This is a genomic window from Bacteroides sp. 90-K9/2, assembly GCF_047310725.1.
Classification (GTDB): domain Bacteria; phylum Bacteroidota; class Bacteroidia; order Bacteroidales; family Bacteroidaceae; genus Bacteroides; species Bacteroides vicugnae.
The window spans coordinates 36,899-56,763 of record NZ_JBCGVL010000013.1; the positions used below are offsets into that span (position 1 = coordinate 36,899).

At 41.5% G+C, this 19,865-nt stretch carries 21 protein-coding genes, 2 tRNA genes and 2 pseudogenes; 12 read left to right on the forward strand and 13 right to left on the reverse strand.

Features of this window, described 5'->3' with window-relative positions:
• Positions 1–55 precede the first annotated feature (55 nt).
• The 4 genes from AAHJ11_RS20330 to AAHJ11_RS20345 all read right to left on the reverse strand — a co-directional run bounded on the left by AAHJ11_RS20330 (position 56) and on the right by AAHJ11_RS20345 (position 4,712).
• A complete protein-coding gene (locus tag AAHJ11_RS20330) occupies positions 56–1,189 on the reverse strand; it encodes an efflux RND transporter periplasmic adaptor subunit (protein ID WP_167511854.1) in 1,134 nt (377 codons plus the stop codon).
• A gap of 33 nt (positions 1,190–1,222) precedes the next feature.
• Positions 1,223–2,620, reverse strand: a complete 1,398-nt coding sequence (locus tag AAHJ11_RS20335; protein ID WP_320975296.1) for a TolC family protein — start codon at positions 2,618–2,620, stop codon at positions 1,223–1,225.
• Positions 2,621–2,781: 161 nt separating this feature from the next.
• Positions 2,782–3,612 carry a zinc ribbon domain-containing protein gene (locus tag AAHJ11_RS20340; protein WP_004295942.1) on the reverse strand — a complete coding sequence of 277 codons (831 nt, stop codon included), beginning with the start codon at positions 3,610–3,612 and terminating at the stop codon, positions 2,782–2,784.
• A 5-nt stretch (positions 3,613–3,617) separates the two neighbouring features.
• A complete protein-coding gene (locus AAHJ11_RS20345) occupies positions 3,618–4,712 on the reverse strand; it encodes a Nif3-like dinuclear metal center hexameric protein (protein ID WP_148366674.1) in 1,095 nt (364 codons plus the stop codon).
• Positions 4,713–4,990: 278 nt separating this feature from the next.
• Between AAHJ11_RS20345 and AAHJ11_RS20350 the strand changes: the two genes are divergently transcribed.
• Together AAHJ11_RS20350 and AAHJ11_RS20355 are read left to right on the forward strand one after the other, a co-directional pair.
• Positions 4,991–5,494, forward strand: coding sequence for an RNA polymerase sigma factor (locus AAHJ11_RS20350; RefSeq protein ID WP_004303051.1), 504 nt, complete (start codon positions 4,991–4,993; stop codon positions 5,492–5,494).
• Between the two features lie 221 nt (positions 5,495–5,715).
• Positions 5,716–6,129 carry a DUF4891 domain-containing protein gene (locus AAHJ11_RS20355; protein WP_259022946.1) on the forward strand — a complete coding sequence of 138 codons (414 nt, stop codon included), beginning with the start codon at positions 5,716–5,718 and terminating at the stop codon, positions 6,127–6,129.
• An 18-nt stretch (positions 6,130–6,147) separates the two neighbouring features.
• On the opposite strand, the gene AAHJ11_RS20360 is transcribed toward AAHJ11_RS20355, so the two are convergent.
• The 4 genes and pseudogenes from AAHJ11_RS20360 to AAHJ11_RS20375 all read right to left on the reverse strand — a co-directional run.
• Positions 6,148–6,444 carry a hypothetical protein gene (locus AAHJ11_RS20360; protein ID WP_148366672.1) on the reverse strand — a complete coding sequence of 99 codons (297 nt, stop codon included), beginning with the start codon at positions 6,442–6,444 and terminating at the stop codon, positions 6,148–6,150.
• Entirely contained in the window at positions 6,441–7,235 is a 795-nt protein-coding gene (locus tag AAHJ11_RS20365; RefSeq protein ID WP_148366671.1) for an ABC transporter permease, read from the reverse strand. Before AAHJ11_RS20365 ends, AAHJ11_RS20360 begins: the two co-directional genes overlap by 4 nt.
• Before the next feature lie 47 nt (positions 7,236–7,282).
• Positions 7,283–7,903: an ATP-binding cassette domain-containing protein gene (locus AAHJ11_RS20370; protein WP_148366670.1), complete on the reverse strand. Its 621-nt coding sequence runs from the start codon at positions 7,901–7,903 to the stop codon at positions 7,283–7,285.
• Positions 7,904–7,944: 41 nt separating this feature from the next.
• Positions 7,945–8,049 (reverse strand): annotated as a pseudogene (locus AAHJ11_RS20375) (AAA family ATPase); the annotation flags it as partial.
• A 180-nt stretch (positions 8,050–8,229) separates the two neighbouring features.
• On the opposite strand from AAHJ11_RS20375, the gene AAHJ11_RS20380 reads away from it, so the two are divergent.
• From AAHJ11_RS20380 to AAHJ11_RS20390, 3 genes are all read left to right on the forward strand, one after another.
• Complete coding sequence (locus AAHJ11_RS20380; protein WP_099147042.1) at positions 8,230–8,772, forward strand: ferredoxin domain-containing protein; 543 nt, start codon at positions 8,230–8,232, stop codon at positions 8,770–8,772.
• An 83-nt stretch (positions 8,773–8,855) separates the two neighbouring features.
• Positions 8,856–9,977, forward strand: a complete 1,122-nt coding sequence (locus AAHJ11_RS20385; protein ID WP_195650303.1) for an agmatine deiminase family protein — start codon at positions 8,856–8,858, stop codon at positions 9,975–9,977.
• 67 nt (positions 9,978–10,044) lie between these two features.
• Entirely contained in the window at positions 10,045–10,929 is an 885-nt protein-coding gene (locus AAHJ11_RS20390; protein ID WP_413580067.1) for a carbon-nitrogen hydrolase, read from the forward strand.
• A gap of 193 nt (positions 10,930–11,122) precedes the next feature.
• Here the strand turns inward: AAHJ11_RS20390 and AAHJ11_RS20395 are convergent, their stop codons facing one another.
• From AAHJ11_RS20395 to AAHJ11_RS20405, 3 genes are all read right to left on the reverse strand, one after another.
• Positions 11,123–11,512, reverse strand: a complete 390-nt coding sequence (locus tag AAHJ11_RS20395) for a GtrA family protein (RefSeq protein ID WP_004295929.1) — start codon at positions 11,510–11,512, stop codon at positions 11,123–11,125.
• Positions 11,509–13,272 (reverse strand): aspartate--tRNA ligase, encoded by a 1,764-nt coding sequence (aspS, locus tag AAHJ11_RS20400; protein ID WP_148366668.1) that lies wholly within the window; start codon positions 13,270–13,272, stop codon positions 11,509–11,511. The genes AAHJ11_RS20395 and aspS overlap by 4 nt, the downstream gene beginning before the upstream one ends.
• Before the next feature lie 108 nt (positions 13,273–13,380).
• Entirely contained in the window at positions 13,381–14,406 is a 1,026-nt protein-coding gene (locus AAHJ11_RS20405) for a diacylglycerol/lipid kinase family protein (RefSeq protein WP_167511853.1), read from the reverse strand.
• A 220-nt stretch (positions 14,407–14,626) separates the two neighbouring features.
• Between AAHJ11_RS20405 and spt the strand changes: the two genes are divergently transcribed.
• Both spt and AAHJ11_RS20415 read left to right on the forward strand, forming a co-directional pair.
• Positions 14,627–15,811 (forward strand): serine palmitoyltransferase, encoded by a 1,185-nt coding sequence (gene spt, locus AAHJ11_RS20410; RefSeq protein ID WP_148366667.1) that lies wholly within the window; start codon positions 14,627–14,629, stop codon positions 15,809–15,811.
• Between the two features lie 90 nt (positions 15,812–15,901).
• Positions 15,902–16,468 carry a DNA-3-methyladenine glycosylase I gene (locus tag AAHJ11_RS20415; protein ID WP_148366666.1) on the forward strand — a complete coding sequence of 189 codons (567 nt, stop codon included), beginning with the start codon at positions 15,902–15,904 and terminating at the stop codon, positions 16,466–16,468.
• Here the strand turns inward: AAHJ11_RS20415 and AAHJ11_RS20420 are convergent.
• Positions 16,411–16,683 carry a hypothetical protein gene (locus AAHJ11_RS20420; RefSeq protein ID WP_175486903.1) on the reverse strand — a complete coding sequence of 91 codons (273 nt, stop codon included), beginning with the start codon at positions 16,681–16,683 and terminating at the stop codon, positions 16,411–16,413. The genes AAHJ11_RS20415 and AAHJ11_RS20420 overlap by 58 nt on opposite strands.
• 496 nt (positions 16,684–17,179) lie before the next feature.
• Between AAHJ11_RS20420 and AAHJ11_RS20425 the strand changes: the two are divergent.
• Positions 17,180–17,323: pseudogene (locus AAHJ11_RS20425) on the forward strand (ATP-binding protein); the annotation flags it as partial.
• A 63-nt stretch (positions 17,324–17,386) separates the two neighbouring features.
• Here the strand turns inward: AAHJ11_RS20425 and AAHJ11_RS20430 are convergent.
• Positions 17,387–17,581, reverse strand: coding sequence for a hypothetical protein (locus tag AAHJ11_RS20430; RefSeq protein ID WP_074558541.1), 195 nt, complete (start codon positions 17,579–17,581; stop codon positions 17,387–17,389).
• A 149-nt stretch (positions 17,582–17,730) separates the two neighbouring features.
• Between AAHJ11_RS20430 and AAHJ11_RS20435 the strand changes: the two genes are divergently transcribed.
• From AAHJ11_RS20435 to AAHJ11_RS20450, 4 genes are all read left to right on the forward strand, one after another.
• Positions 17,731–18,468, forward strand: coding sequence for a class I SAM-dependent methyltransferase (locus AAHJ11_RS20435; protein WP_320975325.1), 738 nt, complete (start codon positions 17,731–17,733; stop codon positions 18,466–18,468).
• 126 nt (positions 18,469–18,594) lie between these two features.
• Positions 18,595–18,669: transfer RNA gene (locus AAHJ11_RS20440), tRNA-Pro, on the forward strand.
• A 35-nt stretch (positions 18,670–18,704) separates the two neighbouring features.
• A tRNA-Pro gene (locus AAHJ11_RS20445) sits at positions 18,705–18,779 on the forward strand.
• 536 nt (positions 18,780–19,315) lie between these two features.
• The gene (locus AAHJ11_RS20450) at positions 19,316–19,825 is read left to right on the forward strand and encodes a hypothetical protein (protein WP_320975245.1); all 510 of its coding nucleotides are present in this window, start codon (positions 19,316–19,318) and stop codon (positions 19,823–19,825) included.
• The last annotated feature ends 40 nt before the right edge of the window (positions 19,826–19,865 follow it).

The following is a 19,865-nucleotide window of genomic DNA, read 5'->3' on the forward strand; positions in this document are numbered from 1 at the left end:
AAGTACATCACCTTTATTGATTGCATTTGTTAATCAATCAGTTATCCAAAAGACCTTATTTCCCTCTTTTAGGGAGGGAATCAGGAAGTGGCTTTACTTTCATTCCGTCTCTGACTTTCATCAAAGCCTCCGTGACATACTGTTCCTGCGGGGAAAGTCCACCCAATACCTGCCGTAAAGTGCCGTCGACCAACTGCCCTATTTCAATATGCCGGTAATGAACTATATTCGAATCATTTACAACATATAAGTATTTGCCTAACTGGTCGGTTCCGATAGAACCCTCTTTCACCAGCATGGCATTTTTAGCTTCTCCATAAGGTAAAGTTATGCTTACATATAATCCGCTCTTCAATACCCCTTTCGGATTATCAAAATTGGCACGAACCATCAGTGTTCCTGTATTCACATCTACATTTGGTGAAAGATAATCGAGCGTAGCCGGATAACTTTCAGTTCCCCCCTTTCCCAGTTGAACCATTATTTTTTTAGGAAGATCAGTCGGTAACTGCTGGGTATCCATCGTCATTGCCAACCATTGATTATCAGCAACATTAAAGTAAGCATACATCTGATTATCTTTATAAATAGTAGCCAATGTGACTGGTTGCAATGAACCGCCTACATAACTTCCTATATCTACAGTCGCTTTACTTATGGTGCCGTCAAACGGTGCACGGACATAACAATATCCCAAGTTTGTACGGGCGGTGCTCAAAGCTGCTTCCGCGTTGCTGACAGCTGCAACACCTTCTTTCACAGAAGATTCAGCCTGAAGTACCTGTATCTGACTGACCGCATCACTCTTTACAGCCTCTTTCATACGGCTATAATTATTACGGGCATATTCCAATTGCGCCTGGGCAGTTCTCAGTTCTGCTTCTGCTTGCTCCACCTGATCTTTGTATAAGGTTGGTTCGATGACAAACAACAGTTGCCCCTGTTTCACCCGTCCACCTGCGACATAAGAGGTAGATTGCAAGGTTCCGTTCACCCTGGCTACAAGATTCACCGTCTTTTCTGTTGTCAGATAACCCGGATAATCTTTCGTCAAAGTAATATCCTCCACTATGGGTTTGGTCACGCTAATTTCCGGAGTTGGCATACCTCCCATCGCTCCTGCACTTTTCTTCTCCTTGCAACCCGTCAATATAGGCAGTGCAAGAAGGATATACATCAGTTTTTTCATATCTGTTAGGTTATATATTTTATAGATTGATTTTTATTCTCTCCAACCACCCCCTAAAGCCTTGTAGAGGCCTATCAGTTGCAAAAGCGAACTACCTTGTGCCTGTACCAGCTGATTCTCATAAGATAACAGAGAACGTTGTGCATCAAGTACGTTTTGGAAAGGCGAAAGTCCCTGTTTATAAAGTTCCAGTGAAAGTTTCAATGTCTCAATACCTTGATTGCGCACTTCCCGCAGGGCTACAATCTGTTTGATTGAATTCCGATAGGAATTCATAGCATTGTCCGTTTCCTGTACGGCAGTTAAAACCGTCTGATTAAACTGGTTGATCGCTTCATCCAGTTGTGCTTTTGCCAGCCGTGTTGCATTCACCAGCTGTCCTCCATTGAAAATAGTCCAGTTCAATGACGGAGCAATTTCATAAGTCATACTTTTACTTTTGGTGAGATCCTTCAGGTCACGGGCGGCATATCCAAATGAACCTTTCAAGAAAACTTTCGGCAGCCAATCCGCTTTCGAAGCTCCGAGCAATGCTGCCTGTGCATTTACGCTCAATTCCGCACTTCGTACATCAGGCCGTCGCAGCAATAAATCGACAGGCATTCCCACTCCGATAGGTTCCATATAATCGGGCAATGTGCCACTGGATTCAAGAACAGGACGAATGTCCTGGGGATACATTCCCAATAAGACAGCCAATGTTGTAATATACTGATTGATACCCGCTTCCAGCTGGGGAATGGAGGCTTTTGTGCTATATAATACAGACTTGGCCTGTGCCACATCGAGTTTAGCAACCAGCCCGGTGTTATAGCGTACTTCCGTGATTTTCAGGACTTCTTCCTGCGAAGCACTGTTTTTCTTTACCACTTCAAGCTCTTGTTGCAACTCCCTTAGATTGATATAAGCCGAGGCTACTTCTGCAGCTAACGAGACCATGACTCCTGTGTATTCTTCCTTGCTGGCAGCAAAATTCTCTTTCTGCGCTTTTACCCGTTTCCGAATACTACCGAAAATATCAAGCTCCCAGCTCATGCTTAACGAAGCATCATAATAATGATCGGTTGTTTGGGGCAGTGAACTCGTATTTCCACTGGTTTCCTGACGGGTCCATCCTGCATTCAATCCGATGGAAGGAAAGAAGTTACTGCGTTCTATCCAAAGATTGGCACGAGCGGCAGCTATACGGTTGATTGCCATGGCAACGGAGTAATTACGATCTACTGCCAAAGCTATCAAAGAATCCAGTTTGGTATCTTGGAATGACTTCCACCAATGGTCATCCACCGGAAGTATCTGTTGAAACACTTCCCCGCTCTCTTCCCAATCTTGAGGAAGCGGAGCTTTCAAATAACGGTTTGCAGTCTGTCCAACCGCGGTCACAGTTGAAAGAAACATAAGGAGCGATGTGCCCCACACTCGTATATTCATATCAGTTCAGGTTTTTATGAAATGAAAAGATAACAACTAAAGGGTAAGTTTGTTTATCGATTCTTTTTTATACGAGCACTTGCTAAAACAAAAAAAAGCCCTGCATTACTGCAGGGCTTACTATATATCAAAAAGTAACTTTACTTACTTCACTGCTTTCCTTATTCAGCAGTTTTTCTTCTGATAGCTCTTTTGGTAGTAGCTACCGGAGCTTCTTCCACCTTGTGTTCGATTTGTACGCCAGCCAATTCCGGGTCAATCATAATACGTCCACAATATTCGCAAACGATTACTTTCTTACGAGAACGGATATCCAGTTGTCTCTGGGGCGGAATCTTGTTAAAGCAACCACCACAAGCATCACGCTGTACGTATACAATACCCAATCCGTTGCGAGAGTTCTTACGGATACGTTTGAACGACTGCAATAGACGCGGTTCGATCTTAGTTTCCAAATCTTTAGCTTTGTCTCTCAATTTCTCTTCTTCCTGTTTGGTTTCAGAGATAATTTCATCCAGTTCGCTCTTCTTCTGCTCAAGGTCTTTCAGTCTTTCGTTAAGAATCTGATCGTTCTTCGTTACTTCAGCCTCTTTTTCTTCTTTATCAGCAGAATATTCCTTGATTCTCTTTTCGCAAAGTTCAATTTCCAATGTCTGGAATTCGATTTCTTTCGTCAAGAAGTCATATTCACGGTTATTGCGAACATTGTCTTGTTGTGACTTATATTTTTCTACTGAAGCCTTTGCTGTTTCGATTTCTACTCTCTTGCCGGCAATAGCAGATTTCAGTTCATCCACTTCAGCTTTGATCTTGTCGATACGGGTACTCAAACCAGCAATTTCATCTTCGAGGTCTTGCACTTCCAACGGAAGTTCACCTCTCAATGTCTTGATTTCATCAATCTTAGACAACATCGTTTGCAGTTGGAACAGTGTCTTCAGTTTCTGTTCTACCGTCAACTCATTCGGATCTTTTTTTGCTTCTCTAGCCATTTTACTTATAAATATTTTATGGGATTCGTATTTATTTTACTCAATTGGAGTGCAAAATTAGGAAATAAATCCCGGATTATGGAATAAAAAATTTCTTTTGTATATTGTTCGCTTTCGTAATGACCAATCTCTGCCATCAGAATATCACCCTCGTGGCCGAAATAATCATGATATTTGATTTCTCCCGTAATAAAGACATCCGCACCCGTCCGAATTGCCTGTGGAAGCAGGAAAGCTCCAGCACCACCACATAAGGCAACCTTCTGTATTTCTCTCCCTGTCAGTTTGTTATGACGTACACAACCCACTTCGAAGATTTTCTTGATACGTTTCAGAAACTCGAGTTCCGTTTCCGATTCATCCAATTCACCTACAATTCCCGAACCTGCTTGCGACCAGTTATTCTGCAACGGATACAAGTCGAATGCCGGTTCCTCATAAGGATGTGCAGACAATAAAGCCTTTATAACTTCCGCTTTCTTATATATAGGAAGAACGGTTTCAATCCTTACTTCATTTTCATGATGTAGCTCACCGATTGTTCCACAGAAAGGATGCGTTCCCTCTTTTGCCCGGAAAGTTCCCTCTCCTTTCAGATTGTAACTGCATGAATCATAGTTGCCTATATTTCCGCATCCGGCTGCAAACAGTGCTTCACGTACACTATCGGCTTGTGCATCAGGCACGAAAGTCACCAGCTTAATCAGACTGTTCTCTTTCGGTTCGAGCACTTTCAGATTCTTCAACCCTATTTTCTCTGCTATCTTATAATTGACTCCACCCTGTGCATTATCAAGATTAGTATGTGCTGAATAGATTACAATATCATTCTTTATTGCTTTCAGCATACAGCGTTCCACGTAATCTTTGCCCGTGATAGATTTATAGCCTTTGAAAATGAGCGGATGATGCGATATAACGAGATTATACCCTAACGCGATAGCTTCATCCAACACAGCTTCGGTAACGTCAAGACACAACAAAGCCCCTGTTGCTTCCGCTTCTGTCAATCCGATTTGCAGGCCGGCATTATCAAATCCGTCTTGCAATGGCAGAGGCGCGAATCGTTCAAGGGCGCTTACTATTTCCTTAATTTTCATTATTAGTAGAAAATTTGGTTGCAAAGATAATAAATAAAATAGGAATTAATATACTAAGTGATCGTTTTTTAGAGAATTTATCGTTATCCATTTTTTGAGACCACCGTAAAAGATATAAAATACCACCCAGAAACTATCAAAAAGGACCTAAAAACTATCTGTTGATAGAAATTCCCCTAAATTACGTCTGATTCCCCCCTACCAAGGTCGACAAAATATCTTAAAATTGCATCATCAAAATTTTTACAACGAATACTCACATTTTAAAAACAACACATATGAAAAGTTTAAGCTTCAGAAAAGATTTGGTAGGAGTTCAGGAAGAATTACTACGTTTCGCATACAAACTGACAACAGACCGCGAAGAAGCAAACGATTTGCTGCAGGAAACCTCATTGAAAGCATTAGATAATGAAGATAAATATACACCCGATACAAATTTCAAAGGATGGATGTATACCATCATGCGCAATATCTTTATCAACAATTATCGTAAGGTAGTTCGCGACCAGACATTTGTCGACAAGACTGACAATCTCTATCATCTTAATTTGCCGCAAGATGCAGGGTTTGAAAGTACTGAAAGGACATACGACCTGAAAGAGATGCACCGTGTAGTCAATGCTCTTCCGAAAGAATACAGGGTTCCGTTCGCCATGCACGTTTCCGGATTCAAATACCGTGAAATAGCAGAAAAACTAAATCTTCCGTTGGGTACTGTAAAAAGCCGGATCTTCTTTACCCGTCAGAAATTACAGGAAGAACTGAAAGACTTCCGCTAAACCGTAACTATTTTCAGATTAAACAGTTAATTTCATTTTTCAGTTTTATCAATAGGCAAAAGGCAAAAAGAGTTTATATTCTTTTTGCCTTTTGCCTGTTTTCATCGGATAAATTCGGATAAAAACCGGTTCCGGAATAAAAACTAATTATAATTTTTCGCCTAAAACTTCCGTTATTTATTGAAATTCTGTACTTTTACTTCATCTAAATAATGAATACGATGAAAACAAATTTGACTTTACTGTTCCTACTAGTTATGATGGTTTCTTGCCAGCCCAAGAAAAGTGATAGTATCGAAATGTCCGTAGCCGAGGCTGCAAAGATTGACAGTATCGAAAATTGTGCAGCAGATACGGTCAAAGCTACCGCTATCTTCTGGATTGATAAAGTAGAAACCAAACACTGCAAAGAGTACGGTTTTCGCACAATCAAAGCTAAGGTGCTCATTCGCAAAGACGGGAAGGTTGATTTGCTGTCATTCGTCAAGAAACAATCGCCTGATGTAGAGAAGTATATACGCCATCACCTCTCCAAATTTCAAGTAACGGAAAAGATGTTTGAAGGTGGTTATGTGCAACCCGGAGAGCAATTCGTGCAGCTTCGCTGCTTATGGGGAATGTTGAAAGGCAAATAACAAAAACGCTAAAACCGGTTAGCTTTTGCTTTTCATTTGCACCTTATTTATCATTTGTACCTTGTTTTTCAGTGCATACCGTTCGTCTACGACTCTGTCCGTAGGGAAGAAAGTGAAAATAAGCCGCCACTCTCCTTCCTTATAGATAAATTTACGTCCACTGGCTCCACGAAGAATTGCTTCGTATTTTTCCTGCAAGAAAGCTTCGATATGTTCCGGCATTTCTGTGCCGGATGCTGAAAAATCCACTGTTATAAAGAAGTGTGGAATAGCTATTTCAGCTACTTTATGGAATATCTGGTCAATAACAGTCATTTCCTGGGTTCTTTTGTTATCTCCAGCAGCTTTCCGTATGCATCAAAAGATCGACGTGAAGCCAATGAAATAGTAATCATCAGCGATAGCATAGATGCTGTGAAAGTAATCACCATAATCATCATCTGATACTTGATAGCGACATTCGGGCTGCTTCCTCCCAGAATTTGTCCGATCATCGTGCCCGGAAGAGCTACCAGTCCCATCACGGCAATGTTCGCAATCAGGGGACTAAACGATTTAATGATGGCCTGCCGGATAAATGGAGCCTGTGCTTCCTGCCTTGTCGCTCCGTTTCCCAATAAATACCGATATAGTTGCTGTTCACGTTTCAATCCGCTATAATAAGTATTCAAGGCTATTACATTGCTCGACAGCATATTACCCATCAGAATTCCGAATATTGGAATAAAGTATTGAGCGCTAAATATATTATCCAGCTGGAGAACAATACCGATAAAATAGATGCCTACCAATACAACGCTACAAAGAAATCCTACCGTAATAGGGATTAATAAAACACTACGTTTCAACTGGGTGCGTACCAATGCGGTCTGCCCGGCCACGAATACCATAATTATCACCCAAAGGAAGTTGATCCAGGGATTGTTCCATAAAAAGAGATATTTCAGATACATGCCGATAAAGAACAGCTGGATAATCATCCGTAGTGTACCAATCACGGCAGGTTTCAGCAGTCCCGTTTTAAATTTCCAAAGGTAAAAAAACGGAATGGCAAGCAATAGTAACCCTATAAAGAGATTATAATATGATATATCAATCGTTCCCACAATTTATTCTTAACAATTCTATCCGATTTGCGTTACAGTTCAATTAATTACAGTTCTATTAAATAATGGCAGCCCAAAGCAAAGTCATTATCATGTGATACGGCTAACACAGCTGTTCCCTTTTCTGCCTGTCTCCGGAAAAAAGACAGGACTTTACCGGTCGATCCGGCATCTAAAGCAGAAGTCGGTTCATCTATGATAATGAGAGGTTTGTTGAGCATTGCAGCCACAGCCAGCATAATACGTTGGCGTTGACCACCCGATACTTCATTCACTCTCTTTGTATATAATTCGTGTTCCAGCCCCAATTCATCGAAACAAGTGAAAAGTCTTTCTTCTGAAAAAGGTACAGAACGATTCACTTTCAGTCCGAACGGGAGAGCCACCATCTCTTTGACCCATTCAAAAGGTAGCGCTAATTCTTGAGGAATCCATGCAATCTGTCTGCGGACACTATCGATAGTCGATATATCAAGCAATGTTTCCCCTACCTGTATAGATCCTTCTTTCAAAGGCACAAACCCCATTACCGCATTCAGCAACGAAGTCTTTCCACAACCGGATTGACCGACAATGCAAGCCGTTTCTCCCCTTTCCAGCTTCATATTGAAACCGGAGAAAAGCACTTCCGTACCAAAAGCAATACAGGCATTATTAATATGTAACATCTATTTGTTCTCTTGAAAATCTTGCCAAAATTGTTCTGTCATCTTAAACATTTGAGTATCCAAGCAGTCTTATCTATATAACAATAACCTCCTTTGCGGATTTTCTCGAAGTTCTGTATGCCGATAGGATAAATTTTATTACTCATATACTCATAACTTTATAAGTTGACAAATACAAAGATAGCCTTTTCCACCCAATAACACAAAGCCCGATACGAAAGTTTTTTCATATCAGACTCAAATGATAGCCCCTATTTATTTCATCATCTAGTGTGATTTTGCCAATTTTCATTTATCTTTGCCTTACTAATTAATTCAAGAAAGTTATGATGCTGAACGAAAGAGACACTCGTCACGAGCATATATTGCAGGTAGCCCGCCAGATGATGACGGCTGCACGCACTGCTCCCAAGGGAAAAGGAATCGATATTATTGAAGTGGCCCTAATCACTGATGAAGAGATTAAGCAATTATCGGACACTATGATAGCTATGGTAGAAGAACACGGAATGAAATTCTTCCTTCGTGATGCCGACAACATCCTAAGTGCCGAATGTGTTGTATTAATAGGAACGCGCGAGCAGACACAGGGCTTGAATTGCGGCCATTGCGGATTTACCACCTGTGCCGGACGTACTGATGGAGTTCCCTGCGCATTGAACAGCATAGATGTAGGTATCGCAATAGGTTCCGCGTGCGCCACGGCAGCCGATTTACGCGTAGACACACGCGTCATGTTCTCCGCCGGATTGGCAGCACAACGCCTGAACTGGCTGAAAGACTGCAAGATGGTAATGGCAATCCCCGTAAGCGCATCCTCCAAGAATCCGTTCTTTGACCGGAAACCGAAGCAGGAAACCAATGTATAACAGTCACATTGATGCAGAAAACAAACAGATTTTAGATGCAGACAATAAACTGATTTTATAAATAACTAAATATATATAGTCTAATGGGAATCATGGTTGGACTCCCCAGCCCAAGCGGCTCGGAGAAAGATTTGCAGTTGAACTTCGGCAAAAATATGACCGTGCAGGTAGAAATGAGAGCACCTCATTTGCCTGCCGAATGGCATATGCAAAGCGGTATACAGTTGACATGGCCACATGCCGGTACAGATTGGGCCTACATGCTAGCAGAAGTGCAAGAGTGTTTTATCAATATTGCCAGAGAAATAGCAAAGCGTGAATTATTATTGATCGTCACTCCCGAACCGGAAGAAGTGAAAAAGCAGATAGCTGCCACTGTCAATATGAATAACGTCCGCTTTCTGGAATGTGCCACTAATGATACATGGGCACGCGACCACGGAGCCATTACAATGATAGATACCGGCACCCCTTCCCTGCTCGACTTCACCTTCAACGGCTGGGGACTGAAATTTGCTTCCGAACTGGATAATCAAATTACCAAGCATGCCGTAGAAGCCGGAGCCTTGAAAGGCCAGTATATAGACCATCTTGACTTCGTTCTTGAAGGAGGTTCTATCGAAAGCGACGGAATGGGTACATTACTCACCACTTCCGAATGTCTGCTCTCTCCCCAACGAAACGGACGACTGAATCAGGTAGAGATAGAAGAATACCTGAAATCAACCTTCCACCTGCAAAAGGTGCTTTGGTTAGATCACGGTTATCTGGCCGGTGATGATACCGACAGCCACATCGACACTTTGGCACGCTTCTGTTCTACGGACACCATTGCTTACGTGAAATGTGAAAACAAAGAAGATGAACATTACGAAGCACTGCTCGCAATGGAAGAACAGCTGAAAACATTCCGCACCTTAGCAGGAGAACCCTATCGCCTATTGGCCTTACCCATGGCAGACAAGATAGAAGAAGACGGTGAACGCCTGCCTGCAACTTACGCCAATTTCCTGATTATGAACGACGTTATTCTCTACCCGACATACAATCAGCCGGCGAATGACAAAAAAGCAGGAGAAGTATTGCAGCAAGCCTTTCCAAGCCATCAAATAATTGGAATAGACTGCCGTGCCCTGATTAAACAGCACGGTTCCCTACACTGCATCACCATGCAATATCCGCTGGGTGTTATAAAGGAGTCATAAAGGAATTACAAAGGAGATATAAAGGAATTATAAAATAATGAATGAATCAACCCACTAATTATTCATCATGAGAAAGATAAAAGTCGGAATCATCCAACAATCCAATACCGCAGATATTAAAGCCAATCTGATGAACCTCGCAAAGAGTATCGAGGCTTGTGCCGCTCACGGTGCACAACTGATTGTGCTCCAGGAGTTGCACAATTCACTTTATTTCTGCCAGACAGAAAACACTAACCTGTTTGATCTTGCCGAACCAATTCCCGGGCCTTCCACAGGCTTTTATTCCGAGTTGGCAGCAGCTAATGAAGTAGTCCTTGTCACCTCTCTTTTTGAGAAACGTGCTCTCGGACTTTATCATAACACCGCTGTCGTATTCGACCGAGACGGAAGCATTGCAGGAAAATACCGGAAAATGCATATTCCCGATGATCCGGCTTACTACGAAAAGTTCTATTTCACTCCGGGAGACATCGGTTTTGAACCGATTCAAACTTCTTTAGGAAAACTGGGCGTATTAGTATGCTGGGATCAATGGTATCCGGAAGCTGCCCGTCTGATGGCACTGAAAGGTGCAGAACTTTTAATTTATCCTACCGCCATTGGCTGGGAAAGCAGCGATACGGACGATGAAAAAGCCCGTCAACTCAATGCCTGGATTATTTCACAACGCGCTCATGCCGTTGCCAATGGACTTCCTGTTATCTCCGTCAACCGTGTAGGACACGAGCCTGATCCATCCGGACAAACAAACGGTATCTTATTCTGGGGAAACAGTTTTGTAGCGGGACCACAAGGGGAATTTCTGGCACAAGCCGGAAACGATCACCCGGAAAACATGGTAGTGGAAATAGATATGGAACGTTCGGAAAACGTTCGCCGTTGGTGGCCTTTCCTTCGTGATCGCCGGATTGACGAATATGATGGGCTAACCAAACGCTTTCTGGATTAAAGATTGCTCCAACATAACTTTACTGCAAAAAGTTTATTGTAGGAAGTTTATTACAGGAAATTTATTGCCTGAATTTTATCACATAAAGTTTCCTATATAAAGTTTATCTAATAAAGAAAAAAAGAAAGGCACAGAGTTCAAATCTAATTTTAGAACTCTGTGCCCTTTCAATATATTATCATAAATAACTATTTCATTGAAACGTTATTTTTTTGTTGGCTAGGAAATTAGCCCCTCCATAAATAAACAATCCCAGGAATTGGGCCAGATATTCATTCACGTCCAATCCTTCTACCAATAACACAAGAAATAAGAACTGTGCGGTGTAAGCCACGGCAAAAGCAGAACAAAAGAGCAGTATCTGTTTCCAGATACTATTCTTTTTATTTTCTACGGGGAATATCCAGTATTTGCACCAGATAAAGTTATGGATTTGAGCTATCAGATACGCTGTTATATTAGCCACCATATAGTCACCGTCGAATGACATTTCTTTCATCATTAACCATACAACCAACGCCATAATTAAGGCGTTCATTGTACCGATGACTATAAAACGGAATATACGTACAGATTCTTTCACTCGCCCTCTTTCAGATCAACGATCAAATTCAGTTCATCAAGTTGAGTCTGGTCGATTGCAGACGGTGCATCCAGCATCACATCACGTCCGGAATTGTTTTTCGGGAACGCAATACAGTCGCGGATAGAATCCAAACCAGCGAACAAAGATACCCAACGGTCGAGTCCGTATGCCAAACCACCGTGAGGAGGTGCACCATACTTAAAGGCATTCATCAGGAAGCCAAACTGTGCTTCTGCCTTCTCCGGAGTGAATCCAAGAATCTCGAACATCTTCGCCTGTAATTTCGCATCGTGGATACGGATAGATCCGCCGCCAACTTCCACACCATTAATTACCATATCATAAGCATCTGCACGTACAGCTGCCGGATCAGTGTCCAACATAGGAATATCTTCCTGCTTCGGATGAGTAAACGGATGATGCATAGCCATCAGACGGCCTTCCTCCTCGCTCCATTCGAACATCGGGAAGTCAATCACCCAAAGGCAAACAAACTTATTCTTATCACGCAATCCCAGTTGAGCGCCCATTTCCAGACGAAGCTCACAAAGTTGTTTACGTGTTTTCATCACATCGTCGCCGGACAGGATCAGAATCAAGTCACCCGGTTTAGCACCGAATGCCTCTTTCATTTGCTGAAGCACTTCCTGCGTATAGAATTTATCCACGCTCGATTTCACAGTTCCGTCCGCTTCTACACGGGCATATACCATACCTTTTGCACCAATCTGCGGTTTCTTTACGAATTCCGTCAATGCATCCAGTTGTTTACGGGTATAGGTTGCAGCACCTTCGGCACAGATACCACCCACATAAGCAGCATTATCGAAAACAGAGAATCCGTGACCTTTCATAATATCCATCAATTCCACGAATTTCATGCCGAAACGCAAGTCCGGTTTGTCGCTACCATAATATTTCATGGCATCCGCCCAAGACATACGCTGGAACGGTTCAGCCAGTTCCACACCACGCAGTGTTTTGAACAAATGTTTAGCCATTCCTTCGAAAGTAGTGATAATATCTTCCTGCTCAACGAAGCTCATTTCGCAGTCAATCTGCGTAAATTCCGGCTGACGGTCAGCACGCAAGTCCTCATCGCGGAAACATTTTGCGATCTGGAAGTAACGGTCGAAACCGGAAACCATCAGCAATTGCTTCAATGTCTGCGGAGATTGCGGAAGTGCGTAGAACTGTCCCGGATTCATACGTGACGGCACCACGAAGTCACGTGCACCTTCAGGAGTAGAACCGATCAAAACAGGCGTTTCCACTTCGATGAAGCCCAGACTATCCAGATATTTGCGAACTTCAATCGTCATTCTGTGGCGCAGTTCCAGATTAGAGCGGACAGCGTTACGACGCAAATCCAGGTAACGATATTTCATGCGGATATCATCACCACCATCCGTATTATCCTCAATGGTGAACGGGGGAGTCATTGCAGTATTTAGTACGTTCAGTTCGGAAACGATAATTTCAATGTCTCCGGTAGGAATGTTTACATTCTTGCTGAAACGTTCATTAACCGTTCCTGTCACTTGAATGACGAACTCACGTCCCAATTTATTAGCACGTTCACAGAGTTCAGCATTAATTTCTTCGTTAAAGACCAACTGGGTAATTCCGTAACGGTCGCGGAGGTCAATAAAAGTCATTCCTCCCATTTTACGGCTGCGCTGTACCCATCCGGACAGCGTAACTTGCTTGTTTACATCAGAGATTCTTAGTTCTCCACATGTGTGCGTTCTGAACATATATTTTTTATTTAAACGATTATCACTCGCGTTTTTATTTTGATTGAACCAAAACTGCGCAAAAGTACGCAATAATTTGTAATTCGTTGTCAGTAATCCGTTATTTTATCAGACTTTCTTTGTCAGCTTTTTCAATATTTTCTTGTTTCTGTCTGTTATATTGTCAACGATGGCTTCATTCATCAATTTGATGCCATTCATATATTCCTGCGCTCTTTGGAGCACATTGGCAGCATCCTTTTCCGACGCTTGCGGCACCACTACGCGCAATCCCCTTTGGATCAACTCAATGTTCACATTAGCGTCCGTTTCCATGGGGTCGCCGTCAAAGTGCACTACTCCCGGAGAAGTGCGGCGGATACACAACTGCTTGCAACGGAAAGTCTTGATACGGCTATTCTGATCGATTGTCTTATTGAATAACTGGAAAGCCAATGAGGGGACATCCAATACGGTGAATGGTTCAAGAATGGTCACATCCAGCAAGCCATCCGTCAGCGTAGCTTGCGGGGCGATATAAGCATTGTTTCCATATTGCGACGCATTTCCGCAGGCAATCAGGAAAGCCTTATACTTGGAAACTCCGTTTTCCGTTTCCAGTTCATACGTTTCCGGTTCATATTTAAGACTCTCTTGCAGGGTCTTTTCCAGATAAGTCAACAGCCCGCGTTTACCGGCATGTGCAAACTTCAGACTAACAAAAGCATCGAACCCCAATCCGCAAGTGCAGAAAAAATCCACACCATTAATCTTACCATAATCTATAACATCCATGCAACCTTCATTCAGCACTTCCAGCGCCCTTTTCGGTTCCATCGGTATATGCAAATGCCGCGCCAGTCCATTGCCCGATCCGCAAGGAATAATTCCCAGTGCGGTATCAGTATGCACCAACGAACGAGCTATTTCATTGATTGTCCCGTCCCCGCCGATAGCCACTACTATATCAGTTTTCTCTTCGGCAGCTTTGGCAGCTATTTCTACTGCATGACCGGCTCTTTCCGTATACACTACTTCCCAAGAGTATCTCGCCTTGTCTATTTTTTCGTCCAGCAAGTTAAGAATCAATTCTTTACTTTGTGTTCCCGAAATAGGGTTGACGACGAATTTTATTTTTTTCATCCTTTCGTTCATGCCATTTTTGTCAATTGTAGACGACAAAAGTAATATAAATATCTTAAATTTTAATCTATTAGAGGTTTCTAATCACATGCAAGCAACTTTTTTCTCTTAAAAAGAACAGATAAAAGCAAATTTTGTTATCTTTGCCCCCTGTTTTTAAACACTTGTTAAGATAAAAAGATGCTAGATCGTCAGCGAACGATCTGATTATGAGTATAATAAATTATAATTCATGGGATTATTACAAGAGAAGTTAGCTAAGTACGACCTGCCACAAAAGTTTATGGCACAGGGCGTTTACCCATATTTCCGTGAGATAGAAGGAAAACAGGGTACAGAGGTAGAAATGGGCGGACACGAAGTGTTGATGTTCGGTTCCAATGCATACACTGGCCTTACGGGAGATGAAAGAGTGATTGAAGCAGGTGTCAAGGCCATGCATAAATATGGTTCCGGATGCGCAGGTTCGCGCTTCTTGAATGGTACACTTGACCTGCACGTTCAGTTGGAAAAAGAACTGGCTGCCTTTGTAGGCAAAGATGAAGCGCTCTGCTTCTCAACCGGTTTTACGGTGAATTCCGGAGTTATTCCTGCTTTGACAGATCGCAATGATTATATCATTTGTGACGACCGCGACCATGCATCTATCGTAGATGGCCGTCGCCTCTCCTTCTCTCAACAACTGAAATATAAGCATAACGATATGGCGGATCTGGAAAAGCAACTTCAAAAGTGCAACCCGGATTCAGTGAAGCTCATCATAGTAGACGGCGTGTTCTCTATGGAAGGCGACCTGGCAAACTTGCCCGAAATCGTACGCTTGAAACATAAATACAACGCTACTATCATGGTAGACGAAGCTCATGGATTGGGGGTATTTGGAAAACAAGGACGTGGCGTTTGCGACCATTTCGGTCTGACTCACGAAGTTGACCTGATTATGGGTACTTTCAGCAAATCGCTGGCTTCTATCGGTGGATTCATTGCTGCTGATTCTTCTATCATCAACTGGTTACGTCACAACGCACGTACTTATATATTTAGTGCATCCAACACTCCGGCTGCTACCGCATCTGCTCTTGAAGCTCTCCACATCATCCAGAATGAACCGGAAAGACTTGAAGCGCTGTGGGAAGCTACCAACTATGCATTAAAGCGTTTCCGTGAAGCAGGTTTTGAAATCGGTGCAACAGAATCACCTATCATTCCTCTTTATGTACGTGACACGGAGAAAACATTCATGGTCACTAAATTGGCTTTCGACGAGGGTGTATTTATCAATCCTGTTATTCCTCCGGCATGTGCACCGCAAGATACTTTGGTGCGTGTGGCATTGATGGCTACTCATACAAAAGATCAAATTGACCGCGCTGTAGAGAAGCTGGTTAAGGCATTTAAAGCACTGGATATTTTATAATCCGATTTATATAAATCATCTTAAAAAGTCTGGTACAGTAATGTATCAGACTTTTTTATTATCTTTACGCCTACAACAATATGTGTGATTATGCAAGATATAGTAAACGGACGCTGCGGTTGGTGCGGAACTGACGAACTGTATGTGAAATACCACGATCAGGAGTGGGGAAAGTTAGTGACCGACGACAAGACACTGTTTGAGTTTCTTGTGCTGGAAAGTGCTCAAGCAGGATTGAGTTGGATAACTATCCTTAAAAAGCGAGAGGGATATCGCAAAGCCTTTTGTGATTTCGACCCTGAACGAGTGGCACAAATGAACGATGAAGATATTGAACGACTGATGCAATTTGATGGCATTGTGAAAAACCGTCTGAAAATCAAAGCGACAATTACAAATGCAAGACAGTTCTTAGCCATACAAAAAGAATTCGGTAGTTTTTACGACTATACACTGTCGTTCTTTCCCGAAAGAAAACCGATCATCAATACCTTTCAGTCATTGAGTGAGATTCCGGTATCATCTCCCGAATCTGATGCCATGAGCAAGGATATGAAGAAACGAGGATTTAAATTCTTTGGAGCTACGATTTGTTATGCTCACTTGCAGGCAGCAGGGTTTATTAACGACCATCTGGCAGACTGTATTTGCCGGTAGGAGAAAGTTACCTTAGCGTTAACATCAATCGTCTTATCTTCTTTGAATGTCGGACTGGTAAGTTCTACACCCCAGGGAGTAGCAGCTGCACGAGTGGTAACTTTTACAATAGCTACTTCCATTCCTTTACTGCTGGTCAGCTCGGCCTTGATAGCGGCATAATCACCCTTTTTCACGTTAAGCGCTAGTGTGAGTTCATATTTTTCGCTGTTCACTTTAAACTCGTTGAACTTATCAAGACAGCGATTTCTTCCATAAACGAAATCAAATCTTCTTTCTTCATCAGCTTTTTTAATAATTATTGTTTACTGATTTAACAGCCGAATTTATTCGACAAAACAAAACTAAAAATAGATTTTGACACACCTAATTTACGTCCTTAAAAATCAATTTATTTTACAGTTATAAATCAATTCCTTTTCATACTTTTGCGGGAAATTAAGCCGACAGTACAGGTTTGATATACAATTTAATTTTTTATAATGAAAGAAGACAAAACAGGCACGGAAACCTACATCATCAATGGCTTCAAACCGTTCTCGCAATTTGCGACGGAATATTTTCCGTGTCCTTCGCAATGCGTTCAGGAAAAAGACGCTTTTTTATCCCCTAAATGAAGGCTCCAAACCTGTGCGGAAGAGGCTCCGTTTGATACATTCAGAGGCTTCGTTTCAAGCAAACGGAACCTCTGTTTTTTACCTCACCCCTCCTATCCAATTCTCTACTACCCAAACATCCGGTTCGGGCATCGGATTGAGCCTGTGCAAACAAATCATAACTTTGCATGACGGAAGTATCAATATAAAATCGGAATCAGGGAAAGGAAGTTATTTTATTCTTACTTTCCCTAAATGAGAATCACTGAAAGCCTCCTGAACCTTTGAGACTGATGTAATAATCAGGGTAACAGCAGAGGAATTATCCTCTGCTCCCCAAGCTATTCGCATCGGGATTCAGCTCCTTTACAGCCTCTTTGACTGCTTTGTTACTCGGCTTGCGGTATGCTTCCCCCTGTTGTACGGGGACAATCTCATTCACCATTCTTTCATATCCTTTTTGCTCTAACAAGTGCACTTCTTTTTCACTTGCTTCGTTTTGTTTTTTTGTTTTCATAAGACTTTTCATTTTAAATTTCTTATTTAGAGAACAGAAAACAGCAAAAGATGGTTCATACCCGCAGATTATTTATGTATATCTTTTCCGTCATATACAAACTAAATCTTATATTTGTACTTTCATTCCACTTATCCTCTTAATAAATTATGAAAGAAAACAAATACGATAATAATCGCTTCTTTAGTCAATATTCGCAAATGTCCCGTTCGGTGGAAGGTTTGAAAGGTGCTGGAGAATGGCACGTATTACAGAAAATGCTCCCCAATTTTGCAGGAAAAAGGGTGTTGGATTTAGGCTGCGGATTCGGATGGCATTGCATTTATGCAATAGAACATGGAGCGACACACGTTACCGGAATTGATATTTCTGAAAAAATGCTCGAAGAAGCCCGGAAAAGAAACCTGTCTCCACTCATTGGATATCAATGTATGGCTATTGAGGACTTTGATTTTCAGCCGGATTCTTATGATATAGTTATCAGCTCATTAGCTTTCCATTACCTCGAATCTTTTATAGATATATGCCGGAAAATTAATCATTGCTTAACTCCGGGAGGGGCTTTTGTCTTTTCTGTCGAGCATCCTATATTTACAGCTTACGGCAATCAGGATTGGCATTACGACCAGGAGGGGAATCCTATCCATTGGCCGGTAGATCATTATTTTACAGAAGGTAAACGCACGGCAGTCTTTCTGGGCGAAGAAGTGGTCAAATACCACAAAACATTGACTACCTATATAAACAGCCTCCTTCAAACCGGATTTGAGATATGCGAACTGATAGAGCCACAACCCGACGAAAAGTTGTTGGATACTATTCCGGGAATGAAAGATGAACTACGACGCCCCATGATGCTTCTGATCTCTGCCAAGAAAAAAAAGTGAAGCCGCAAAGCAATGAGATTCAAGGTATTGAAAAATAATAAATAAAAAACATTCGCTTAGCTATTGTTAATTAAAAAATACTCCCTATCTTTGCACCGCTTTTGGAAATAATAACCCCAAAGTTTTCGGGGTGTAGCGCAGTCCGGTTAGCGCACCTGCTTTGGGAGCAGGGGGTCGTGGGTTCGAATCCCGCTACCCCGACTACAAAAAAGAGGGTTATTAAGTTCAAAGTTTTTCGGGGTGTAGCGCAGTCCGGTTAGCGCACCTGCTTTGGGAGCAGGGGGTCGTGGGTTCGAATCCCGCTACCCCGACGAAGAAAATCGAGTCAAGATTCACAAAATAAAGCCAGTACAATTAGTATTGGCTTTTTATTATATATAGGATAAGTGCAATTATCCCTGTTTGGGGACAAATAAAAAGGGCAATTCTTTGAAATATCTTTGAACAGATTCCTAGCATTATCTTCATTTTCTTATTTAATTTAGAGTAAAAATCTATTTTGTTAACTTTATTCCCCTTTTATATTGGCGTTATCAATGTTTTGCGTTAACTTTATAGCGGAAATACAAACATTGTTTATAGAGAAAACGATAACAAACAAAATACTTAAACACATGAAGAAAACTCTGCTGATGCTCGTTGTTATTTTCATTTCATTATATTCGCATTCACAAAGTCCCTTTCTGAATTTTAGAATTCCAGAAAAATCAAATAAGCGTATCATTGGATATTCTTCAAGTAATAAAATAGATGTTTTTTTTGAATATAAAATATCAACCTTGTAATACTCTAATACAGTATTACAAACAGGATTCCAATAAATTGATTGTATAACAAAAGTAACGATATGATGAAAAAGTTTTTTTATTTGAGTGCGATACTAGCCATCGTTTTGGCTTCATGTAATTCAGAAAAGGAGTATATAGCAAAGCTCTCTAATACCGCTTCCATGATTGAGAAAGAAGCTGATTTAAGTGAAGCAATAGCTCTTCATTATTGTGATACTTGGAGAAAAGTGATTTATGATCATGAATACAATGGAGAATATTGTACTGATTTCAATGAAGCCTTAGCGAAGCATCAGGAGTTTATAATCACAACAGACACCTATAAGAGGCTCAAACAAAAGAAAGATTCAATTGAGGCTATAATGCCACAACTAAATGATTATCCTTCAAATTGTAAAGATGCTTATAATGAGTTAGTATCAATATATGCAGATGCAGATGAATTATTCAGATTTGCAGATGAGCCTAGGGGCTCTTTATCTACATACTCAACAAAAACGACAGACCTTTATCAAAAGATAGAAAAGTCACTGAAAGAATTTAAAATAAAGCATATACAAAACAAATAATTTAAGAGAGTAGTTTAGTTATTGCAGCAGCTTATTGAAT